The sequence below is a fragment of the Janthinobacterium sp. GW822-FHT07H10 genome (assembly GCF_058798675.1).
Genome location: NZ_JBXAKS010000001.1, coordinates 655,104 through 673,256, shown reverse-complemented (window position 1 = coordinate 673,256; position 18,153 = coordinate 655,104). Strand labels below are relative to the sequence as shown.

Below are 18,153 nucleotides of genomic sequence, written 5' to 3'. Positions count from 1 at the left end.
GTTCTCTATGGTGTGGGGGAAGTCGGTACGATATCGGCATCGAGAGATTTCTGGTATCCCTCGTTACGGACATGCATGGTGTTCCAATTTGCTAGTTCAGGGCGCTGCTCCAGAAGCGACAGGACGTCCTGCATGGAAAAGCGTTGATTTTCCCTGTACAGTGCCTCATAAATCATGGAGACCAGTTCAAAATCTTTTGGTTCATCCACCGTCCAGCGCAAGTGCGACAAATCCGTGGCGTTCCGGTACACGCCTACCTTGTAACGCTCAGTTTGCTGGTGAATAAATGGCGTGACATGCTCGCGCTGCGATGGCAGACGTGCCTCGCGCCACGCCTCCTCCAGGCAAGCAGCACGGAAAATTTCCACATCGAGTCCATCCGGATACGTGGCCACGACGCTATTGCTGACGTAGTCGTAATCACCGGCCAGATAAAACGCGATAACATCATCGATCAGCGCCGGGTCGGTCAGCGGACAATCGGCCGTCAGGCGCACGATATGCTCAGGAGCAAACATTTGCGCCGCTTGATGAAAACGCTCGAGCACATCATTCAACTCTCCCCTGAAGCAGGGAATGCCGTTGGCCAGGCACAACGCCTCAATGGCATCATCCGAGGTTTCACGGCTGGTTGCGACCAGCAGTTGATCGATCTGGCGTACATCACGCAAGCGTTCGATCTGACGCAGCAGCATCGGCTCACCCAGCAATGGCTTCAGTACCTTGCCTGGCAACCGTGACGAGGAAACACGAGCTTGCAATATTGCCAATATCATGATTTCCCCTTTGCCTGCTGCCACAAGGCAGGATTGACGATCATTTCATCGTTGATTGCAAAAACGTCATAGCCCGCAAGCGCCGCACCTGCGGCCACATGTCCGGCTGCCGCGCATATTTCTTGCAATTGCGCGCTGGAATTAACGCCACAAACCACTCGGTCGATTTCTTCCAGGCCCGTCACAAAGCCCAGCGCAGCTTGCAGCGGCGTCAAACCTTGTCCGGCAATAAAGCGGTGATAGCTGGCCAGGTGTTCTCGCACGCCATCAAAATGGGCCGGCAAGTCCTTGGGAGCCATCAACAGCAAGCCTTGCAAGAAAACGGAACGGGCATGTATTTCGACACCAGCCTGTTTCAATTTGCGCAAATGGCCACTGTGCAGCAGGCGCTGGTCCAGCACATTGACGGGCAGTTGAATGAGATCGATCGGGAAACGCTCCAGGACGGCATCGATTTGCTGTCCGGTGTACACGGAAACGCCAATCTTGCTGACAAGACCGCGCTGCTTCAACAGCGCCATGCGCGCCATCAGTATTTCGCCACCCGGCAACAATAAGTCGTCGACACGATGGATCAGCAGGCCATATACGGCGGGGACTTGCAGCTTGCACAACGAGGCGTGCAAGCTGTCTTCCAGTTGCTGCGCCTGCGCCGCCCCCATTTCCGCACCGGCAAACTGCGGCGTCTTGGTGACGATATCGAAAGGCGCCGCAGGCAACATCGTGCGTCCGAGTACGGCCTCGCTGTCGCCATACAATGCCGCTGTGTCGATCAGCCTCAATTGCAGCTGGGTCGCAGCAGCCAGAATGGCCGCCACTTGCGCTTCGCTTACCTTGCCCGCCGTATTAGCGATACCATAATCGAGCCCAAACTGTACCGCGCCCAATCCTATTTTCATTTCAGAGCTTTCCGCAAGGCCTCGATAACGAGGTCTTGCTGCTCTTCCGTGAGGGTGGCATACATGGGCAGGCTGATGGCTTGCGCATAATAAAGCTCCGATTCCGGGAAATCCCCAGGCTTGAAGCCTTTTGCCTGATAGTAAGGCTGGGTATGCACGGGAATGTAATGCAGATTGACCCCGATCGATTGTGCGCGCAGGGCGTCAAAGATGGCGCGGTGTGTCTGCGTCAAGCACTCCGTCCGCAGGCGAATGACATACAAGTGCAAGCCAGAATAGCCATCCGGATGCTGCCAAGGCGTAATGACAGGCAACTCAGCCAGCAAGGCATCATAGCGACGTGCCATGACATGGCGATATGCCACGAAATCATCGAGGCGCACCATCTGGCTCAAGCCAAGTGCCGCCTGCATATCCGTCATGCGATAGTTGTAGCCGAGCGTGACCTGCTGGTAATACCAGGCACCATCAGGCGCATGCGTCATCTGCTCAGGATCGCGCGTAATGCCATGGCTGCGCAGCTGCTGCATACTGGTCGCCAGTTGCGCGCTTTGAGTCGTGGCCATGCCGCCTTCGGCGCTGGTGATGATTTTTACAGGGTGGAAGCTGAAGACAGCAATATCGCTGTAGCGGCAATTGCCGATAGGCTCACCGCGGTACTTGCCGCCGATGGCATGCGACGCATCTTCGATAATCTTGAAGCCATATTCCTGGCCCAAGGCGTGGATGGCCACCATATCGCAAGGCTGTCCCGTCAAATGCACGGGGATGACCACCTTCGGCAAGCGCCCAGCCAGCTTCGCCTGCGCCAACTTGTGCGCCAGCGCTTCGACACTCATATTGTAGGTACGCGCATCGATGTCGACAAAGTCGATATCGGCGCCACAATACAAGGCGCAATTGGCACTGGCAACGAAGGTGTTCGGACTAGTCCATACCAGATCCCCCGGGCCGACACCCAGTGCCATGCACGCGATATGCAAGGCACTGGTCGCACTGTTGACCGCCACCGCGTAGGACACATCGCAATACGCCGCTACCGCTTGTTCAAACGCCGGCACTGCCGGCCCCTGCGTCAGGAAGTCGGAGCGCAAGACATCGACTACAGCCTGAATGTCGGCCTCGGAGATATCTTGTCGGCCGTAAGGAATCATTGTCATGTTTTACGCAGTGTGAGTAGGATCGACGTGAGCTTGGATTAACTCGCGCAATTGTTCTTTGGTCAGGAAATCGGTGTTGCTGCCGCTGTCGTAACAGAAACCCGGCGGCACCAGTTTGGCCCCCATCTTATCGCAATACTCTTGCGTCGAATACTTGGCGCCCATCGGCAAGATAGCGTAGTAGCGACCCATGTCAACGGTATTGAAACTATCGCTGGAGGTAATCATTTCTTCGTGAATCTTTTCGCCTGGACGTACGCCAACGACAGGGAAGCTGCATTCCGGACCGATTGCTTCGGCAACATCGGTGATGCGGTAGGAAGGGATCTTAGGCACCAGCACTTCGCCCCCCCATGCATTTTCCAGCGACCACAGAACCATGTCCACGCCCTCTTGCAAGCTGATGTTGAAACGGGTCATGGCCGTATCGGTAATCGGCAAGACGCCCGTCGCGCGACGCTCAAGGAAGAAGGGGATCACGGAGCCGCGGCTGCCCATCACGTTACCGTAACGGACCACGCTGAAACGCAGGTCGCGATGGCCAACGATATTGTTGGCGGCCACGAACAATTTGTCCGAGCACAGCTTGGTGGCACCGTACAGATTGATCGGCGCTGCAGCTTTGTCGGTAGACAGGGCCACCACACGCTGCACCTTGGTATCCAGGCAAGCCTCGATCAGATTTTGCGCACCCAGCACATTTGTCTTGATGCATTCGAAGGGATTGTATTCTGCGGCTGGAACTTGCTTCAGCGCAGCGGCATGAATCACGATATCAATGCCTTCGAGTGCACGGCGCAAACGGGCTTCGTCGCGGATGTCGCCAATGAAATAGCGGATGCCAGCGTACTTCTCATCCGAAAACTCATGCGCCATTTCGAACTGCTTCAATTCATCGCGGGAAAATACCACGAGGCGCTTGATGGTCGGATAGCGCTCCAATACGGTTTTTACAAAGGCCTTGCCGAACGAACCCGTTCCGCCGGTAATGAGAATAGACTTATCTGAGAGCATTTTTATATTGTTAATTAAATGAAAATAACGAGTTAAGTAAACGCAACATGCTTCGACAGGCGCCAATACTTTAATAAGCCGGCACCATATCCACCAGAGCGACCCGATAGCACATTGTGCTCACCAAGAGGAAGAGAGGGTAAAGATGGGCCGAGACTCAGCCGGACATGCAACCACCCTAGCCTGGTTAGGGCAACAATTTAACATGCCTAGGTGGCATGCCTCAAAGATGTTAACCGTACAAGTTCAAGGTAATTCAGAACCCCATCAGAACAGCCAGTCACTTCTGACAATCAACTAGCCAGCATATTATTGCGCGATCAATGATGGCGAAAAATCAAGGGGGAGTTGAAATGCGCAGAATGATGTCAATGAAAAATATTTTTGTTTGCTTTTTAAAAAGTCACCCTATTTTAACATTATTAGCTTGCTAAAAATACGAAATACTCTTCAAAAAAACACCCACCTCACGCGCCAAGCATGGCCGCATTTCTTTGCAAGCAACACATCCAAAAATCATCCCAGCATTCCCTGCGATGTGCGGACACTCCCGCGATGCACGCCACGATGTTGCACATTAAGCAAACGCAACATGCCCATTACCCGGGCCCTGCATGCCCGCACCACAGGCGGCATAGCAGCCAGGCTAGTGCATCAAACCGTGCCGCAAGGCTGCACATCCTCGACAACACAAAATACTCCGACACGTCAAGCAGCGACTTCTAATGCCTGCATGATATATGTGCAGCGCCTCTTACCGAAGCATATTTTATGGTTTTACACCTTGTCACAATTGCGCATAAGTGTGGACGATATCAGTATCTATAATACTGGCCCTGGCTGCCAATTTGTCGCATATTGCCGTCGACAAGCCTGGCCGTCCAAACCGCCGCACCGACAGCCAGGCAGACAAGCAGGGCCGCAATGCGCTGCGCTTCAGAAGAGAATTCCCCTACGCGACTCCAGCAGCCCCCTGCATACGCCCGGTTATGCGGAGGCCGATTATGAAATTAATAATTTCCGTGCGTTACCACACAACAATGTCGACACGCCCGCGCTCGCCGGCCTGCGATCCCGTCATTGCCCGGCAACGCAATCATCACGGCTACGCCCCGCCACGCCAATAACATACGATTGCGCCCCGTTCAGCCAGCAAGACGCTGCGGGGGAAAAGCCGGCGGCGGCTCCCCGGCACGGCACCGCCCCAGGCATCAGATGCTGGCAAACGTTACTGCTTCAGCAACCCACCCAGCAAAGCCGCCACCTTCTGCTTTGGCTTGGCCGCCACCGGCGCCATGCTGCTGGCAGCCGGCGCAGCAGCCTTGGCAGGCTCATACGGCTTGAGGAACCACGGATCGGTCTTTTCGCGGCGGGCGCCGGGGCCAAAGGCAGGACGGGCACTACGTTCGGCCGGCCGGCTGTCGCGGCTCTCACTGCCATGACGGCTATCGGCCGGACGCGCAAGGCGTCCCTCGCCGCCTTCGCTGCGGCGCGGCGGACGGCGTTCGCCATCGCTGCCGCGCGCAGGGGCGGGCGAGAAACCGGCCAGCTCGCCGCGCTTGATGCTTTGCTTGATCAGTTTTTCGATATCCGTCAGCAGGCGCTCATCCTTGTCCGAATAGATCGAAATGGCGTCGCCCGAGGCGCCAGCACGTCCCGTACGGCCGATGCGGTGCACATAATCTTCGGCGTTGTAGGGCAAATCGAAGTTGATGACACAAGGCAGATCGGAAATATCGAGGCCGCGCGCGGCCACATCGGTGGCGACCAGCACGTCGATTTCGCCCTTCTTGAACGCTTCCAGCGCCGCCATGCGCTCCTGCTGGCTCTTGTCGCCATGAATCGCCGTGGCGCTCATGCCTTCCTGCTCCAGCACGCGGGCCAGACGGGAGGCGCCGATCTTGGTGTTCGAAAACACGATGACCTGCTTCAAGTCGCGCTGGCGCAACAGATGGGCTACCAGCGCATGCTTCTGGTCTTCCGGCACCTTGTAGACCACTTGCGTGACCTTGTCGGCCGTCTGGTTGCTGCGCGCCACTTCGATCGTCAGGGGATCGTTGAGGAAGGTCGCGGCCAGCTTCTTGATTTCCGGCGAGAACGTGGCCGAAAACATCAGGTTCTGGCGTTGTTTTGGCAGCAAGTTGATGATGCGTTGCAAGTCAGGCAAGAAACCCATGTCCAGCATGCGGTCTGCCTCATCCATGACCAGCATCTGCACCTGGCTCAGGCTGATGTTCTTTTGCTCGATATGGTCAAGCAGGCGGCCCGGCGTGGCGATGACGATTTCCACGCCACCGCGCAGGATGACGGTTTGCGGCTTCATGTCCATGCCGCCGAAGACGACGGTCGAGCGCAGCGGCGTGTGCTTGGCGTAAGCCTTGACGTTTTCCGCCACCTGCACCGCCAGTTCGCGGGTCGGCGTCAGGATCAGCGCGCGCACCGGATGACGCGCGGGCGACATGCTGCTGCTGGCATGGGCCAGCAGCAGCTGGATGATCGGCAGCGAAAAGCCGGCCGTCTTGCCCGTACCCGTCTGCGCGGCGCCCATCACGTCGCGGCCCTGCAGGACCACGGGGATCGCCTGTTCCTGGATCGGTGTCGGATGGGTGTAGCCCTGCTCGGTCAGCGCGCGCAGGATCTCCGGGGCCAGGCCAAAATCGGCAAAACTCACGGTAGGGGCAGCAATGGGGGCAGGAGGTGCTACAGGTGCCGTTGTGGCGGCAGGCGCCGCGTCATTGGCGATCGCCGGGCTGGGCGTAGGAGTCGATTCGGTTTCAGACATAAATTTTCTGGTGTGCCTCCGCACTGCGGAAGCCATGCTTTCTCAATAAACAACATTTCGGGGCACGGGCAGCTCCGTCTTGCAAGCCATGGATCATTGTACTTGCGGCACCTCCATGCTCCGGGACATGCTGTAGGGCGAGTGCGGGAGCGTCGGGGAAGTGTGCTGCGATGGCGGCGGAGGTTGCGCCGGCGGAACATCGCGCGCAGAAGATACAATATCAGTGCTGTAAACGATACCCTAATTCAGCGCAACTGTACACGGAAACCGTGATTTTTGAGCAAAAAACGTTCCAGCAACCACCCGCCTGAATACCGTATCATGCGGCCCTGACGCCCCTTGCAGCCCACTTCCGCCACCATGTCCAGCGCTTCCCCTCTCCACGATCCCCAGCCGCAGCCGCCCATCAAGCCAGGCAATGACGAGTGCTGCCATAGCGGCTGCACCTTTTGCGTGCTGGAGATGTACCAGGAAGACCTGGCCGCCTACGAAGACGCGCTGCGCGCATGGCAACAGCGCCAGGCCAACGCCGCTGCCGCAGCGCCCGCCAAAGCCGTCAGCAAGCGCCGCAAGCCGGCCCTGCCTTAAAAGGTTTCCCACTCATCGGCCGGCGCGCTGCGCGTCGCGGTAGCCAGTTGACGTGGCGCCGCTGTCGTCCGCGCCGGCACTGCCACGGCGGCCGGCTTCGAGGCTGGCCGTGGCGCGTGTACGACGGCGCTGGCGGCATCGAGCTTGAAGATGCTGACCACCTCGCTCAAGCTGGCGGCCTGCTCCTGCATCGACTCGGCCGCCGCGGCCGCCTCTTCCACCAGCGCCGCATTTTGCTGCGTGACCTGGTCCATCTGGGCGATCGCCTGATTCACTTGCTCGATACCGGCGCTCTGCTCGTTGCTGGCGGCCGTGATCTCACTCATGATGTCCGTCACGCGCGTGATGCTGGCGACGATGTCGTCCATCGTGCGGCCCGCCTGATCCACCAGTTTCGAACCCGCCTCGACCTTCTCAACGGAATCGCCGATGAGGACCTTGATATCCTTGGCCGCAGCAGCCGAACGCTGCGCCAGGTTGCGCACTTCCGTCGCCACCACGGCAAAGCCGCGCCCTTGCTCGCCCGCGCGTGCCGCCTCGACAGCCGCATTCAACGCCAGGATATTGGTCTGGAAGGCGATGCCGTCGATGACGGCGATGATGTCGACGATCTTGCGCGAGGACGCATTGATCGACGCCATCGTGCCCACCACTTCGCCCACTACCTTGCCGCCCTCGATGGCGATGCTCGACGACGTCAGCGCCATGGTATTGGCCTGGCGCGCATTGTCCGCGTTCTGCTTTACGGTCGAGGTCAGCTCTTCCATCGACGAAGCCGTCTCTTCCAGCGAGCTGGCCTGCTCTTCCGTGCGCGACGACAGGTCCTGGTTGCCGGCCGCGATCTGGCTCGACGCCGTGGCGATGGTGTCCGTGCCGCTACGCACCTGCCCCACCAGGCTTTGCAGGCTGGCATTCATCTCTTTCAGGGCCAGCATCAGCTGCCCCGTTTCATCTTGCGATTGCACAACAATGTGCGCCGTCAAGTCACCGGCCGCCACCTGGCGCGCCACGCCGACCGCCTCGATCAGTGGACGCGACACGCTGCGCGCCACCCACAGCGCCAGCAGCATGCCGACGGCCACAATGCCCACCACCAGGCCGATCAGGCTGGCGCGCGAGGCCGCATAGGTTGCATCGGCGCTGGCGCTCGAGCGCACGCCGCCGTCGGAATTGATGCTCACCAGCTTATCCAGGACCACCATCATGTCGGTCATGACCTTGGCCGATGGCCCCACGGCCAAGGCGCGCGCCTCTTCCTTTTTCATCTCGCGCGACAGGCTCAGCATGGTCGCATGCAGGCGCATGAATTCATCGTTAAGCGCCAGGAAGCGCTCGAAGACTTCCAGCTCGCCCGGTTCGGAAATCAGTGCGCGGTACTTGTCGCCGTCCGCCTTCAGCTTGGCTTGCGTTTCCGTCATGCGCGTTTCATTCTGCGCCATGTCGGCGTCTTGCGCGGCCAGCATGTGCGCCAGTTCCCAGCGGCGGAAATCACTAACATCGCTGCGCATGGACATGGCCGCCAGCACGCTGGGCATCCAGTTGGCGGACAGGTCGGTCGATGCAGTATTGATGCGCGCCATGGAAAAAATCGCCGACACGCCCAGTGCCGCCGTCAATAACAGCACGGCGCCAAACGACAAGATCAACTTGGTGGCAATTTTCAGATCAAGAAACCATTTCATGCGTTGCTTCCTTCATTAAGTCAAACAGGGGCGAGGCCGGCGCGCGCGATCAACGGCGCGACGAAAGCACGGTAAGGACACGATGCGGCCACAGGGCGCGAAGCAAGACAGGCATCGCAGGATGGTGGCAGGGCAAGCAGCGCGAAGCAACAGCGCACACCGCAACATCCCGGCACACAAGAGCAGTTCATACCGAGACACAAGTCAAATTTCCGCAACGCAACATTTTATCACCGCGGCTCAGGGGCGCAGGATGGTTTGACCGCTTCACGCAGGCAAAGTTCGCTTTATGCCGGCTTCATGTCGCATTTTTGCCAAACCACTGTTATTTACCGGCGGGGATAAGAAAAAGCCGGCGTAGGAGTCGGATGACACGAGGCAATGTTCCTAGCCTACATAAGCGCGTCGGCTCATCCGATGCCAGCGAACGCCCCCTCGTCTTATAGTGGATACAACATTCAGCACAACGCTAGCAAGCCGGAAGCGCAGCGCCATCCAACAAAATCAGAAGACGAGGCCATATCATGTACAAAGCTTATAGCAACCTGACCCCAGCCACGAATCACCACGCCGCCACCCAGCATGACTGGCAAGCAGCCCCGGCAAAAACGCCCGCCGCGCCGATGATCAGCATCACCGGTGCGCAACAGAACGAATTGCTGCGCGCCTTGTCGCGCGCCGATCTGGAGCGCCTGTTTTGCCAGCTTGAACTGGTCGCCCTGCCTGCCGGGAAACACCTGTTCGATTGCGGCGGCAAGATCGAGTACACCTACTTCCCCACCAACGCCATCGTTTCCCTGCTGTATGTGATGGAAGACGGCGCCACCACCGAGATCGCCGTCATCGGCCGCGAAGGCGTCGCTGGCGTGGTGCTGTACGAAGCCGAGCGCGCCACCTGCACGGCCATCGTGCAAAGCGCCGGCTACGGCTATCGCCTGAAAACGGCCTTCCTGCGCGAAGTGTTCAACGAAGGCGGTGCGCTGGCGCAATTGCTGATGCGCTACACCAGCGCCATGTTTGCGCAAATGGCGCAGAACGTGGTCGGCGGCCGCCATTGCAGCATCGAACAAAAGCTGTGCCGCTGGCTGCTGGACCGCCTCGACCGTTCGCTGTCGAACGAGCTGAAAGTGACCCAGGACACCATGGCCAACATGCTGGGCGTGCGCCGCGAAAGCGTCACCGTCACGGCGCGCAAGTTGCAGGACGAAGGCTTGATCCAGTACCGCCGCGGCACGGTGGAAGTACTGGACCGTGAAGGCCTGGAAGCGGCAGCGGGCAATTGCTACAAGGCAGCACGTGCCGGCTTCGAACAGTTCCGCAGCGGCATCAGTGCCCACAATTAAACAGCGATCACAAGCTGGCGGAGCCGTGTTGCGGCAGGAAAGCAACACCTTGCCCTGCCAGCCTCCGCTTCATCTTGCCTTACGTCATTCCAGGCTCTATCATCCCCGAAGAAATTTCCATGTGGAAACTTTAATTCCCACATGGAATATCTATCGCGTAGTTAGATTAACGACTGGAGTCCGTAAGCATGAAACAGCAACACCTGATCGCCACCTTGCTGGCTGGCATGTTCTGCGCAAGCCAAGCCCAGGCAGAAATGGCCATCTCGGCCGACGTGGGCAGCACGGGCGTGGGCGCACACCTGAGCGTGCCACTGCAATCGAACCTGAATGCCCGTTTCGGCGTCGGCTTCCTGAACTACTCCTACGACTCCAGCACCGACGACGTCGACTACAAGCTGAAGCTCAAGCTGCGCACCTTCGACGCCCTGCTCGATTACTTCCCCATGGACGGCGCCTTCCGCGTGAGCGCTGGTGTCGTGTACAACGGCAATAAGATCGATGCCAAAGGCAAGCCGAACAAAACCGGCAGCTACACGCTCAATGGCAACACCTACACGGCAGCCAGCGCAGGCCAGCTGGACGGCACCATCGACTTCCGCAAGGTCGCTCCCTACATCGGCATCGGCTGGGGCAACCCGGTAAAAGAAGCCGGCTGGGGCATTTCCAGCGATATAGGCGTGCTGTTCCAGGGTTCACCAAGCACCTCGCTGCGCAATACCGGCTGCGACCCGCTCGTATGCGCCGCCCTGAAAACGGACGTTGCCGCTGAAAACGAAAAACTGGCCGACAAGGTCAAGGATTTCAAGGCTTACCCGGTGCTGCGCATCAGCGCCACCTACCGCTTCTAAGCCCGGCGCGAACGCGCCAGGCCATGCCCCCCAAGCACGCTGCGGCGTGCTTTTTTCATGTCCGCCAGCCATTTAAAACGTGCGGCACGGAAATAATCCCTGTGATTCAATGTGCACTGCAACATACTTTGACCAACCTCAAGGAGTATGCGATGGGCGGCACATTACGCGCGCAATTGATCGGCACCTGGCAACTGCAGTCCTACACGGAAACTGCGGTGGGAGAATCGCACGCCTCCTACCCGATGGGCGAGGATGCGCAAGGCACCATCTTGTATGCACCGGACGGCTACATGGCCGCGCAGCTGATGCGCCGGGGCCGCAAGCCATTTCCGGGTGGCGATCTCTACCAGGCCAGCGCCGACGAGTTCCGCGATGCAGCGAGCGCTTACCTCAGCTATTCCGGCCCCTACCACGTCGATGAACAACTAGGCTTGCTCAGCCACTGCGTGGAGCTGTCGCTGTTCCCCAACTGGATAGGCCAGGTGCAACAGCGCGTAGCCCGCCTCGATGGTGATATCTTGCACCTGAGCACCTACACACCGATGCTGGCACGCGGACGCGAAGTGATCGCCCACCTGCGCTGGAAACGCGCCGTGGCACCCGCCGAATACGCTTAATCCGCGACGACGCCGTTCGGCCACCAGCCGGGCACGCCATCCTCGAACGAGTGATACGCTGGCGCGAACGCCGCCTGGCCGGGATCGTCGAAACTGCCCACCAGCAAGGCCACCGTCGGCGCATCATCGATGGCGCCGATGGAGCTGCCGCAAGTGACGCAAAAGGCGCGGCTGGAATAAGCGGAAGAACGGTACCTCGCCGGCGCGCCGGCCGTGCCCGTCCAGCGCACTTGATCGCGTGCAAACTCCACCCACGCGGCCGTCAGCGCCCCCGTGTGCCGCTGGCAATTACGGCAGGCGCAGCCATGCGGATTGGCGCCCACGCCCGTCACCTCGAAGCGCACGGCGCCACACAAGCAGCCGCCCGCCTGTACCACGTTTTCCATCGTATTCCCTTCTGCGTTAGCCCAACGACAGGTACCCGGTACAATATTGCCACACACCACAGTACTGGGGTTGGCCCAGGCATCATGAAAGCAGGAATGGAAGAGATCAATTGCGAAGGACTGCCGCACATCCGCGTGCTGGCAGGTGAAAATAAAGACGGGCCCGTGTATGAAACCCTGCCGGCGCGCCAGATCGACGAGCACGTCTACGAACTGCTGGCCTCGCCAGGCCTGACCCTGAACCTGGCGCGCGGCGACATCGTCAGCATCGCCGACCCGCTCGCCCGCGCCGAAGTCTTGAAGCGCGGCGGCAACTTCTGCATCCAGATCTACGCCGATGCCGTCGACCAGGCCGCCGTCGAGCAGCTCGAACGCGACGTGCAAAGCCAGCTGGGCGGCACCATGGATGGCCAGTACAAGGGCAACCTGACCTTCAGCGTGCCGGGACACCACGGCATCTACAACGTCAACGCCCCCTTCGACGCCTTCCGCGAAACGACGGGCGTGGAATGGTACTTCGCCAACATCTACGTCAACCTCGATGACGACGATGATGAAACCCTGCTCAACTGGTGGGTGGGGATGTAAGACGGCTGGCATGCTGAAACGCTGCCATGATGCACATCAATACCGCGCATTTCTCCGTGTACGTATCAAGACGCGCGCACGCATCTGGCGCATGCTTGCGCCATCGTCCACCACGGGGAGCAATTGCATGCCGTACATTGCGCGCGCCGATTACGCCAGGCAAAAAGAAGTCGTGGAAAATGGACAGTGCGACACCCTGGTCCAGCATCTCGCTGGCGCCCGGGCCTCCTCACTATGGCGCGAAGGTGCCAGCGTGCCCGACCTGCTGAAAAAAGGGGGCATTGTGAAAGGCACGGTGATTGCCACCTTCGTCAACGGTCGCTATCAACATCTGCGGCATGGCAACCATGCCGCGCTGTTTATCCGCCAGGTACCCGGCGGCATCGAAATTTTCGACCAGCGGCGCAACCACAAACCCGGCGCCCGCGTGATTCACTTTGGCCGTTCGGCGGCGGGACCGTCGAATCGCCCGGAGCGCTATGCGGTGGTCGAATGAAGCCGTTCGCGCTGCCGGTTTCCCATGACGGCCATGACACGGCAAGCAGCTGCTGCAGCGCCTAAACGGCCGCCAGTTTGTCGCCGCCAGCCGCCAACGCCCCGTGCGGCCGAAACCAGACGAACTTTCCCGTGACCGGCTGGTACAGCAATGGCCCTTCATCGGACAGGGTCAACAGGCAAGGCCAGCATGCGGCAAGCGCGGCTCGCGTCAGCACATAGGCGAGCGACCGGCTGGCGATGAAAAAGAGGGGGTCTGCGACGACGCCATGGAAATGGCCGATGAGAAATGCGGCCACGCTGCCCTGTGACGCAGGATGCTCGATGGACACGGCATCGAACTCCGCTTGCCAATCCGGTCCGCAAACCGTCGGGCCCAGGCGATGTCCGCTGGATAAATGCATCGGATGGGTCTCGTCCGGATGCGCAGAGACATGGCGCGTCCACAGCCGCGCCGCGGCGTCTGGCGTGAGCGCGCGCACCTGTGCCCGCATCTGTGCCGTGACATGAAAATCGGCATCGAAAAATGGCCAGTCCGGCTCAAGCTGGAGCGGCCGGCAAGCGTCGGTGGTCAGGATCATGGGAAATAAACAAGGCACACGGGTGGCGGCGATTGTAGCCGATCGCACGGCCCCGCAGACAGGCGTCCCGTGCGTGGGACAGCCATCCGGACTCATCAGTACGTGCTACCATGCAAGATGGATCCACCGCTTTCAAGACACGCCATGAAGTACAGCTTATTCCTGTTTGACCTAGACGATACCCTACTCGATTTCAGGGCGTCCGAAAAACGCTCGTTCCTGCACACCATGCAGACCCTGGGCTTGCGCGACGGCATCGATGCCCTGTTTACGCGCTACCAGGAAATCAATGTCGATCTGTGGAAACGTTTCGAAACCGGCACCGTGACCAAGGACTTCCTGAAAGTGGAACGCTTCCGCAAGTCCTTCCAGGAAAACGCCATCGACCTGGACCCGGAACTGGCCAGCCGCCTGTATCTGGACTCCCTGCCCGACACGGTCGTGCTCATCGATGGCGCCAGACAAGTCTGCGAAGCCCTGTCAGCCATCGGCGAAGTGGGCATCATCACCAACGGCGTCGAAGCCATCCAGAACCGGCGCATCGCCGCATCCGGCCTGAGCGACTACATTTCCTTCGTCGCCACCTCCGAAGCGTGCGGGCATGCCAAGCCCGATGTACGCTTTTTCGACTATGCCGCCAACATGGCGCGCCCGTTCAGCAAGGACGCGGCCGTCATCATCGGCGACCGGCTCGACGCCGACATCCTCGGCGCCAACCGCTACGGCATCGACAGCTGCTGGTTCAACCCGGACCGCCTGGCCAATACCTCGGTCGCCACGCCGACCTATGAAGTGGCCAGCCTGCATGACATCGTGCCGGTGCTCGACGCGCTGCCGGTCAAGCTGAAACGGGCTTGATCGGCGACAAGCGCACCGCCTGAAATACGCTGGCGCGGCACGAAAACACGCCGCTTCTCGCGTACTATCAGGATTTTCCATCTGGTGCCAGCCCATGCCGCCCTACACCGTCCTGATCGCCATCGCGGCACTGCTCCTGCTCCTTGCCATGCTGGCCATGCGCGGGAACAGTAAGTCCCGTATGCTGCTGCGGCTGCAAAGAAAACCCGTCATGACGGCGCGCGAGCAGCGGATGTACCGCCTGTTGCAGGCGGCCTTGCCGGAATGCACGGTACTGGCGCAAGTGGCGTTTTCCGCGCTGGTGACGGCAAAAGGATGGGCAAACAGAAACCGTTTCGACCGCAAGGTCGCCGATTTTGTCCTGTGCAGCCAGCAACTGCACGTCATCGCCGTAATCGAGCTCGACGACCGCAGCCACGCCGGCCGCGCGCGCCAGGATCGGGAGCGCGACGCCATGCTGAGGCAGGCGGGCTATGTCACCTTGCGCTATGCAAATTTCCCCACGCAACAGGCGCTGCGCACCGATATCGAGCGGCTGCTGATGCAGAAAACCGGCATGAAAGCCGATGTGCTGCCCGCCTGACTGCGCGCCTACACATCAGTCGCGCGTCAGCACTTCCAGCAATGCAATCTCGAACATCAAATTGGCATTCGGCGGAATCAATCCCACCTGCCGCTCGCCATATGCCAGCTGCGCCGGCACCCACAGCTTGCGCGTGCCACCGACCTGCATGCCTTGCAAACCCAGTATCCAGCCCTGGATCACCTTGTTATTGCTCAACACGCAGCGGAAAGGCTCGCCGCGCCGGTGCGACGAATCAAACTCCGTGCCATCTTCCAGCCAGCCCCGGTAATGCGCCGTGATCAGCGCGCCACGTGCCGCCGCCTTGCCATCACCCACCACGACATCTTCAATCGTCACTTCAGCCGTCATCTCGTTTCATCTTTCATCAAATCGCCATGCCGCGATTGTACGACAGCATGAAAAAAGCCCCGGCAGTCACCCGCCGGGGCTCGTTCTATTCCTGCTAAATTCTGGTGGGCCTCCCGTGAGTCGAACACGGCACCAACGGATTATGAGTCCGCTGCTCTAACCAAGCATGAGCTAGAGGCCCGGGGACTGCGGCGGGGCGGCGCTGTTGATGCCCGCCTCGCGCGGCCGTTTTGGAAACGGACACGCGAGGATAGGGGTATCAGGGGCGCACGTCAAGCCCTATTGGCTTCTAGTTGCCTTCCAAGAAGCTTTTCAGCTTGTCGGAGCGCGATGGGTGGCGCAGCTTGCGCAGCGCCTTCGCTTCGATCTGGCGGATGCGCTCGCGCGTCACGTCGAATTGCTTGCCCACTTCTTCCAGCGTATGGTCGGTGGACATCTCGATGCCGAAACGCATGCGCAGCACTTTCGCTTCGCGTGGCGTCAGGGAATCGAGCACGTCCTTGACCACGCCGCGCATCGAGGCATGCAGGGCCGCGTCGGCCGGCGCCAGCGTGTTGTTGTCCTCGATGAAGTCGCCCAGGTGGGAATCGTCGTCGTCGCCGATCGGCGTTTCCATCGAGATCGGTTCCTTGGCGATTTTCATGATCTTGCGGATCTTGTCCTCGGGCATCTCCATCTTGATCGCCAGGGTGGCCGGATCGGGTTCCGCGCCTGTTTCCTGCAGGATCTGGCGGGAAATCCGGTTCATCTTGTTGATCGTCTCGATCATGTGCACGGGAATGCGGATCGTGCGCGCCTGGTCGGCGATCGAGCGCGTGATGGCCTGGCGGATCCACCAGGTCGCATAGGTCGAGAACTTGTAGCCGCGGCGGTACTCGAACTTGTCGACGGCCTTCATCAGGCCGATATTGCCTTCCTGGATCAGATCGAGGAATTGCAGGCCGCGGTTCGTGTATTTCTTGGCGATCGAGATGACCAGGCGCAAGTTGGCCTCCGTCATTTCGCGCTTGGCCTTGCGCGCCTTCATTTCACCGGCCGCCATCTGGCGGTTGATGTTGCGCAAGTCCGGCAGCGGCAGCACGACGCGCGCTTGCAGGTCGATCAAGCGCTGCTGCAGTTCCTTGACGGTCGGAATGTTGCGGCCCAGGATGGCGCTGTACGCATGTCCGGCGTTGACTTCGCCATCGACCCAGTCGAGATTGGTTTCATTGCCGGGGAAGACCTTGATGAAGTGGGCGCGCGGCATGCCGCAGCGGTTCACGGCCACGTCGAGGATCTGCTTCTCGATATGGCGCACTTCGTCGACCTGGCCGCGCAGGGTGTCGCACAGCTTTTCCACCACCTTGGCCGTGAAGCGGATGCCCAGCAACTCTTGCGAAATGGCTTCCTGCGCCTTGGCGTACGGTTTCGAGTTGTAGCCTTCCTTTTCGAAGGCGCGGCGCATCTTGTCGAATTGCTGAGAAATGACGGCGAATTTCTCCAGTGCCGTGCGTTTCAGCGTTTCCAGTTGTTCGGCGGAGAAGCCGGCGGCGCCTGACGCGCTCGCTTCTTCCTCTTCTTCCCCTTCCTCTTCTTCCGCCTCGCCCTCTTCCTCGTCTTCCTCGACGGGAGCGGACACGACAGGGGCAGCGGCGACCGGCTCGTTTTCATCGACGAGGCCATCGACGATTTCGTCGATCTTGATCTCTTCGTTGGCGATGCGGTCGGCGGCGGCGATGATTTCGGCGATCGTCACGGGGCAAGCCGAGATGGCCTGGATCATGTCCTTCAAGCCATCTTCGATGCGCTTGGCGATCTCGATCTCGCCTTCGCGCGTCAGCAGCTCGACCGAGCCCATCTCGCGCATATACATGCGCACGGGATCGGTGGTGCGGCCGAAATCGGAATCGACGGTCGACAATGCGGCCTCGGCGGCAGCTTCCGCCTCGTCGTCGCTGGTGACAACGGCAACGTTATCCGACAGCAACAACGTTTCCGCATCGGGCGCGTGCTCGTAGACGGCGATGCCCATGTCGTTGAAGGTGCCGATGATGCCTTCGATGGCTTCCGGATCGACGATATTTTCGGGCAGGTGATCGTTGATTTCGGCGTAGGTGAGGAAACCGCGTTCCTTGCCGAACTTGATCAGGGTCTTGAGTTTCTGGCGCCGGCGCTCGAGTTCTTCCTCGCTCGCTTCCGTGTCGGACGAGAAGGCGTCCTTCAGCAGCGCGCGCTCCTTCGCCTTGCGATCCTTGGCCTTGGCCTTGTCGACAGCCTTCAGTTCGGCCCGCTCGACGGCATTCAGCGCGGCGACTTCATCATTTTCTGGCTGGAATTCTTTAGGCTTGCGGCCGCGGCGGCCTGGCACTTTTACCGACGGCAAGACATATCCGGACGTATCGATCGCGGCCAGCGTGGCGGCGTCGGTGGTCTGGCTGACCACGGGCGCGCTGGTCACGCGCGCTTCTGGCCGGTCGAGCGCCTTTTCGGCTTTCGTGGTAACTTTAGTGGGCTTTACAGCCGCTTTGGATTCGGGTTTCTTGATTGGCACAGGCGCTTTCGATTACACAACGACTTGCTTTACGGTGGATTAGGATAAAGTTTGCTGCCAGTTCCC

General features: G+C 59.8%; 18 protein-coding genes and 1 tRNA gene. 8 read left to right on the top strand and 11 right to left on the bottom strand.

Annotation, left to right across the window (positions count from 1 at the left end; all coding sequences use genetic code 11):
• Positions 1-5 precede the first annotated feature (5 nt).
• The 5 genes from AC1RDJ_RS03065 to AC1RDJ_RS03045 form a co-directional block, all read right to left on the bottom strand.
• Positions 6-776 (bottom strand): cytidylyltransferase domain-containing protein, encoded by a 771-nt coding sequence (locus tag AC1RDJ_RS03065; RefSeq protein ID WP_071322156.1) that lies wholly within the window; start codon positions 774-776, stop codon positions 6-8.
• A complete protein-coding gene (locus AC1RDJ_RS03060) occupies positions 773-1,675 on the bottom strand; it encodes an aldo/keto reductase (RefSeq protein WP_493026449.1) in 903 nt (300 codons plus the stop codon). Before AC1RDJ_RS03060 ends, AC1RDJ_RS03065 begins: the two co-directional genes overlap by 4 nt.
• Positions 1,672-2,829: a UDP-4-amino-4,6-dideoxy-N-acetyl-beta-L-altrosamine transaminase gene (gene pseC, locus AC1RDJ_RS03055; RefSeq protein WP_493026563.1), complete on the bottom strand. Its 1,158-nt coding sequence runs from the start codon at positions 2,827-2,829 to the stop codon at positions 1,672-1,674. The genes AC1RDJ_RS03060 and pseC overlap by 4 nt, the downstream gene beginning before the upstream one ends.
• A gap of 9 nt (positions 2,830-2,838) precedes the next feature.
• Positions 2,839-3,849, bottom strand: a complete 1,011-nt coding sequence (pseB, locus tag AC1RDJ_RS03050; RefSeq protein WP_071322153.1) for a UDP-N-acetylglucosamine 4,6-dehydratase (inverting) — start codon at positions 3,847-3,849, stop codon at positions 2,839-2,841.
• A 1,228-nt stretch (positions 3,850-5,077) separates the two neighbouring features.
• The gene (locus AC1RDJ_RS03045; RefSeq protein WP_071322152.1) at positions 5,078-6,631 is read right to left on the bottom strand and encodes a DEAD/DEAH box helicase; all 1,554 of its coding nucleotides are present in this window, start codon (positions 6,629-6,631) and stop codon (positions 5,078-5,080) included.
• A 339-nt stretch (positions 6,632-6,970) separates the two neighbouring features.
• On the opposite strand from AC1RDJ_RS03045, the gene AC1RDJ_RS03040 reads away from it, so the two are divergent.
• The gene (locus AC1RDJ_RS03040; protein ID WP_493026448.1) at positions 6,971-7,219 is read left to right on the top strand and encodes an oxidoreductase-like domain-containing protein; all 249 of its coding nucleotides are present in this window, start codon (positions 6,971-6,973) and stop codon (positions 7,217-7,219) included.
• Here AC1RDJ_RS03040 and AC1RDJ_RS03035 read toward each other — a convergent pair.
• Positions 7,216-8,901 carry a methyl-accepting chemotaxis protein gene (locus tag AC1RDJ_RS03035; RefSeq protein ID WP_493026447.1) on the bottom strand — a complete coding sequence of 562 codons (1,686 nt, stop codon included), beginning with the start codon at positions 8,899-8,901 and terminating at the stop codon, positions 7,216-7,218. The genes AC1RDJ_RS03040 and AC1RDJ_RS03035 overlap by 4 nt on opposite strands.
• A 623-nt stretch (positions 8,902-9,524) precedes the next feature.
• Here AC1RDJ_RS03035 and AC1RDJ_RS03030 point away from each other — a divergent pair.
• The 3 genes from AC1RDJ_RS03030 to AC1RDJ_RS03020 all read left to right on the top strand — a co-directional run bounded on the left by AC1RDJ_RS03030 (position 9,525) and on the right by AC1RDJ_RS03020 (position 11,715).
• On the top strand, positions 9,525-10,244 hold the full coding sequence (locus AC1RDJ_RS03030) for a Crp/Fnr family transcriptional regulator (protein ID WP_071326231.1): 720 nt from the start codon (positions 9,525-9,527) through the stop codon (positions 10,242-10,244).
• A 188-nt stretch (positions 10,245-10,432) separates the two neighbouring features.
• Complete coding sequence (locus tag AC1RDJ_RS03025) at positions 10,433-11,095, top strand: hypothetical protein (RefSeq protein ID WP_493026446.1); 663 nt, start codon at positions 10,433-10,435, stop codon at positions 11,093-11,095.
• 152 nt (positions 11,096-11,247) lie between these two features.
• The gene (locus AC1RDJ_RS03020; RefSeq protein WP_071326229.1) at positions 11,248-11,715 is read left to right on the top strand and encodes a lipocalin-like domain-containing protein; all 468 of its coding nucleotides are present in this window, start codon (positions 11,248-11,250) and stop codon (positions 11,713-11,715) included.
• Here AC1RDJ_RS03020 and AC1RDJ_RS03015 read toward each other — a convergent pair.
• Positions 11,712-12,101: a GFA family protein gene (locus AC1RDJ_RS03015; RefSeq protein ID WP_071322150.1), complete on the bottom strand. Its 390-nt coding sequence runs from the start codon at positions 12,099-12,101 to the stop codon at positions 11,712-11,714. The genes AC1RDJ_RS03020 and AC1RDJ_RS03015 overlap by 4 nt on opposite strands.
• Before the next feature lie 84 nt (positions 12,102-12,185).
• Between AC1RDJ_RS03015 and AC1RDJ_RS03010 the strand changes: the two genes are divergently transcribed.
• Both AC1RDJ_RS03010 and AC1RDJ_RS03005 read left to right on the top strand, forming a co-directional pair.
• Positions 12,186-12,689 (top strand): DUF4265 domain-containing protein, encoded by a 504-nt coding sequence (locus tag AC1RDJ_RS03010; RefSeq protein ID WP_071322149.1) that lies wholly within the window; start codon positions 12,186-12,188, stop codon positions 12,687-12,689.
• A 10-nt stretch (positions 12,690-12,699) separates the two neighbouring features.
• Entirely contained in the window at positions 12,700-13,185 is a 486-nt protein-coding gene (locus tag AC1RDJ_RS03005; protein ID WP_232251039.1) for a BPSL0067 family protein, read from the top strand.
• 61 nt (positions 13,186-13,246) lie between these two features.
• Here AC1RDJ_RS03005 and AC1RDJ_RS03000 read toward each other — a convergent pair whose 3' ends face one another.
• Positions 13,247-13,765, bottom strand: coding sequence for a DUF2947 family protein (locus tag AC1RDJ_RS03000; protein ID WP_493026445.1), 519 nt, complete (start codon positions 13,763-13,765; stop codon positions 13,247-13,249).
• Between the two features lie 144 nt (positions 13,766-13,909).
• On the opposite strand from AC1RDJ_RS03000, the gene AC1RDJ_RS02995 reads away from it, so the two are divergent.
• Complete coding sequence (locus AC1RDJ_RS02995) at positions 13,910-14,623, top strand: YjjG family noncanonical pyrimidine nucleotidase (protein ID WP_493026444.1); 714 nt, start codon at positions 13,910-13,912, stop codon at positions 14,621-14,623.
• 148 nt (positions 14,624-14,771) lie between these two features.
• Positions 14,772-15,206: a DUF2726 domain-containing protein gene (locus tag AC1RDJ_RS02990; RefSeq protein ID WP_493026443.1), complete on the top strand. Its 435-nt coding sequence runs from the start codon at positions 14,772-14,774 to the stop codon at positions 15,204-15,206.
• A gap of 15 nt (positions 15,207-15,221) precedes the next feature.
• Here the strand turns inward: AC1RDJ_RS02990 and AC1RDJ_RS02985 are convergent, their stop codons facing one another.
• From AC1RDJ_RS02985 to rpoD, 3 genes are all read right to left on the bottom strand, one after another.
• Positions 15,222-15,557, bottom strand: a complete 336-nt coding sequence (locus AC1RDJ_RS02985; RefSeq protein ID WP_071322144.1) for an FKBP-type peptidyl-prolyl cis-trans isomerase — start codon at positions 15,555-15,557, stop codon at positions 15,222-15,224.
• A gap of 102 nt (positions 15,558-15,659) precedes the next feature.
• Positions 15,660-15,738, bottom strand: a tRNA-Ile gene (locus AC1RDJ_RS02980).
• A 108-nt stretch (positions 15,739-15,846) separates the two neighbouring features.
• A complete protein-coding gene (rpoD, locus tag AC1RDJ_RS02975) occupies positions 15,847-18,087 on the bottom strand; it encodes an RNA polymerase sigma factor RpoD (RefSeq protein WP_071322143.1) in 2,241 nt (746 codons plus the stop codon).
• Positions 18,088-18,153 lie beyond the last annotated feature (66 nt).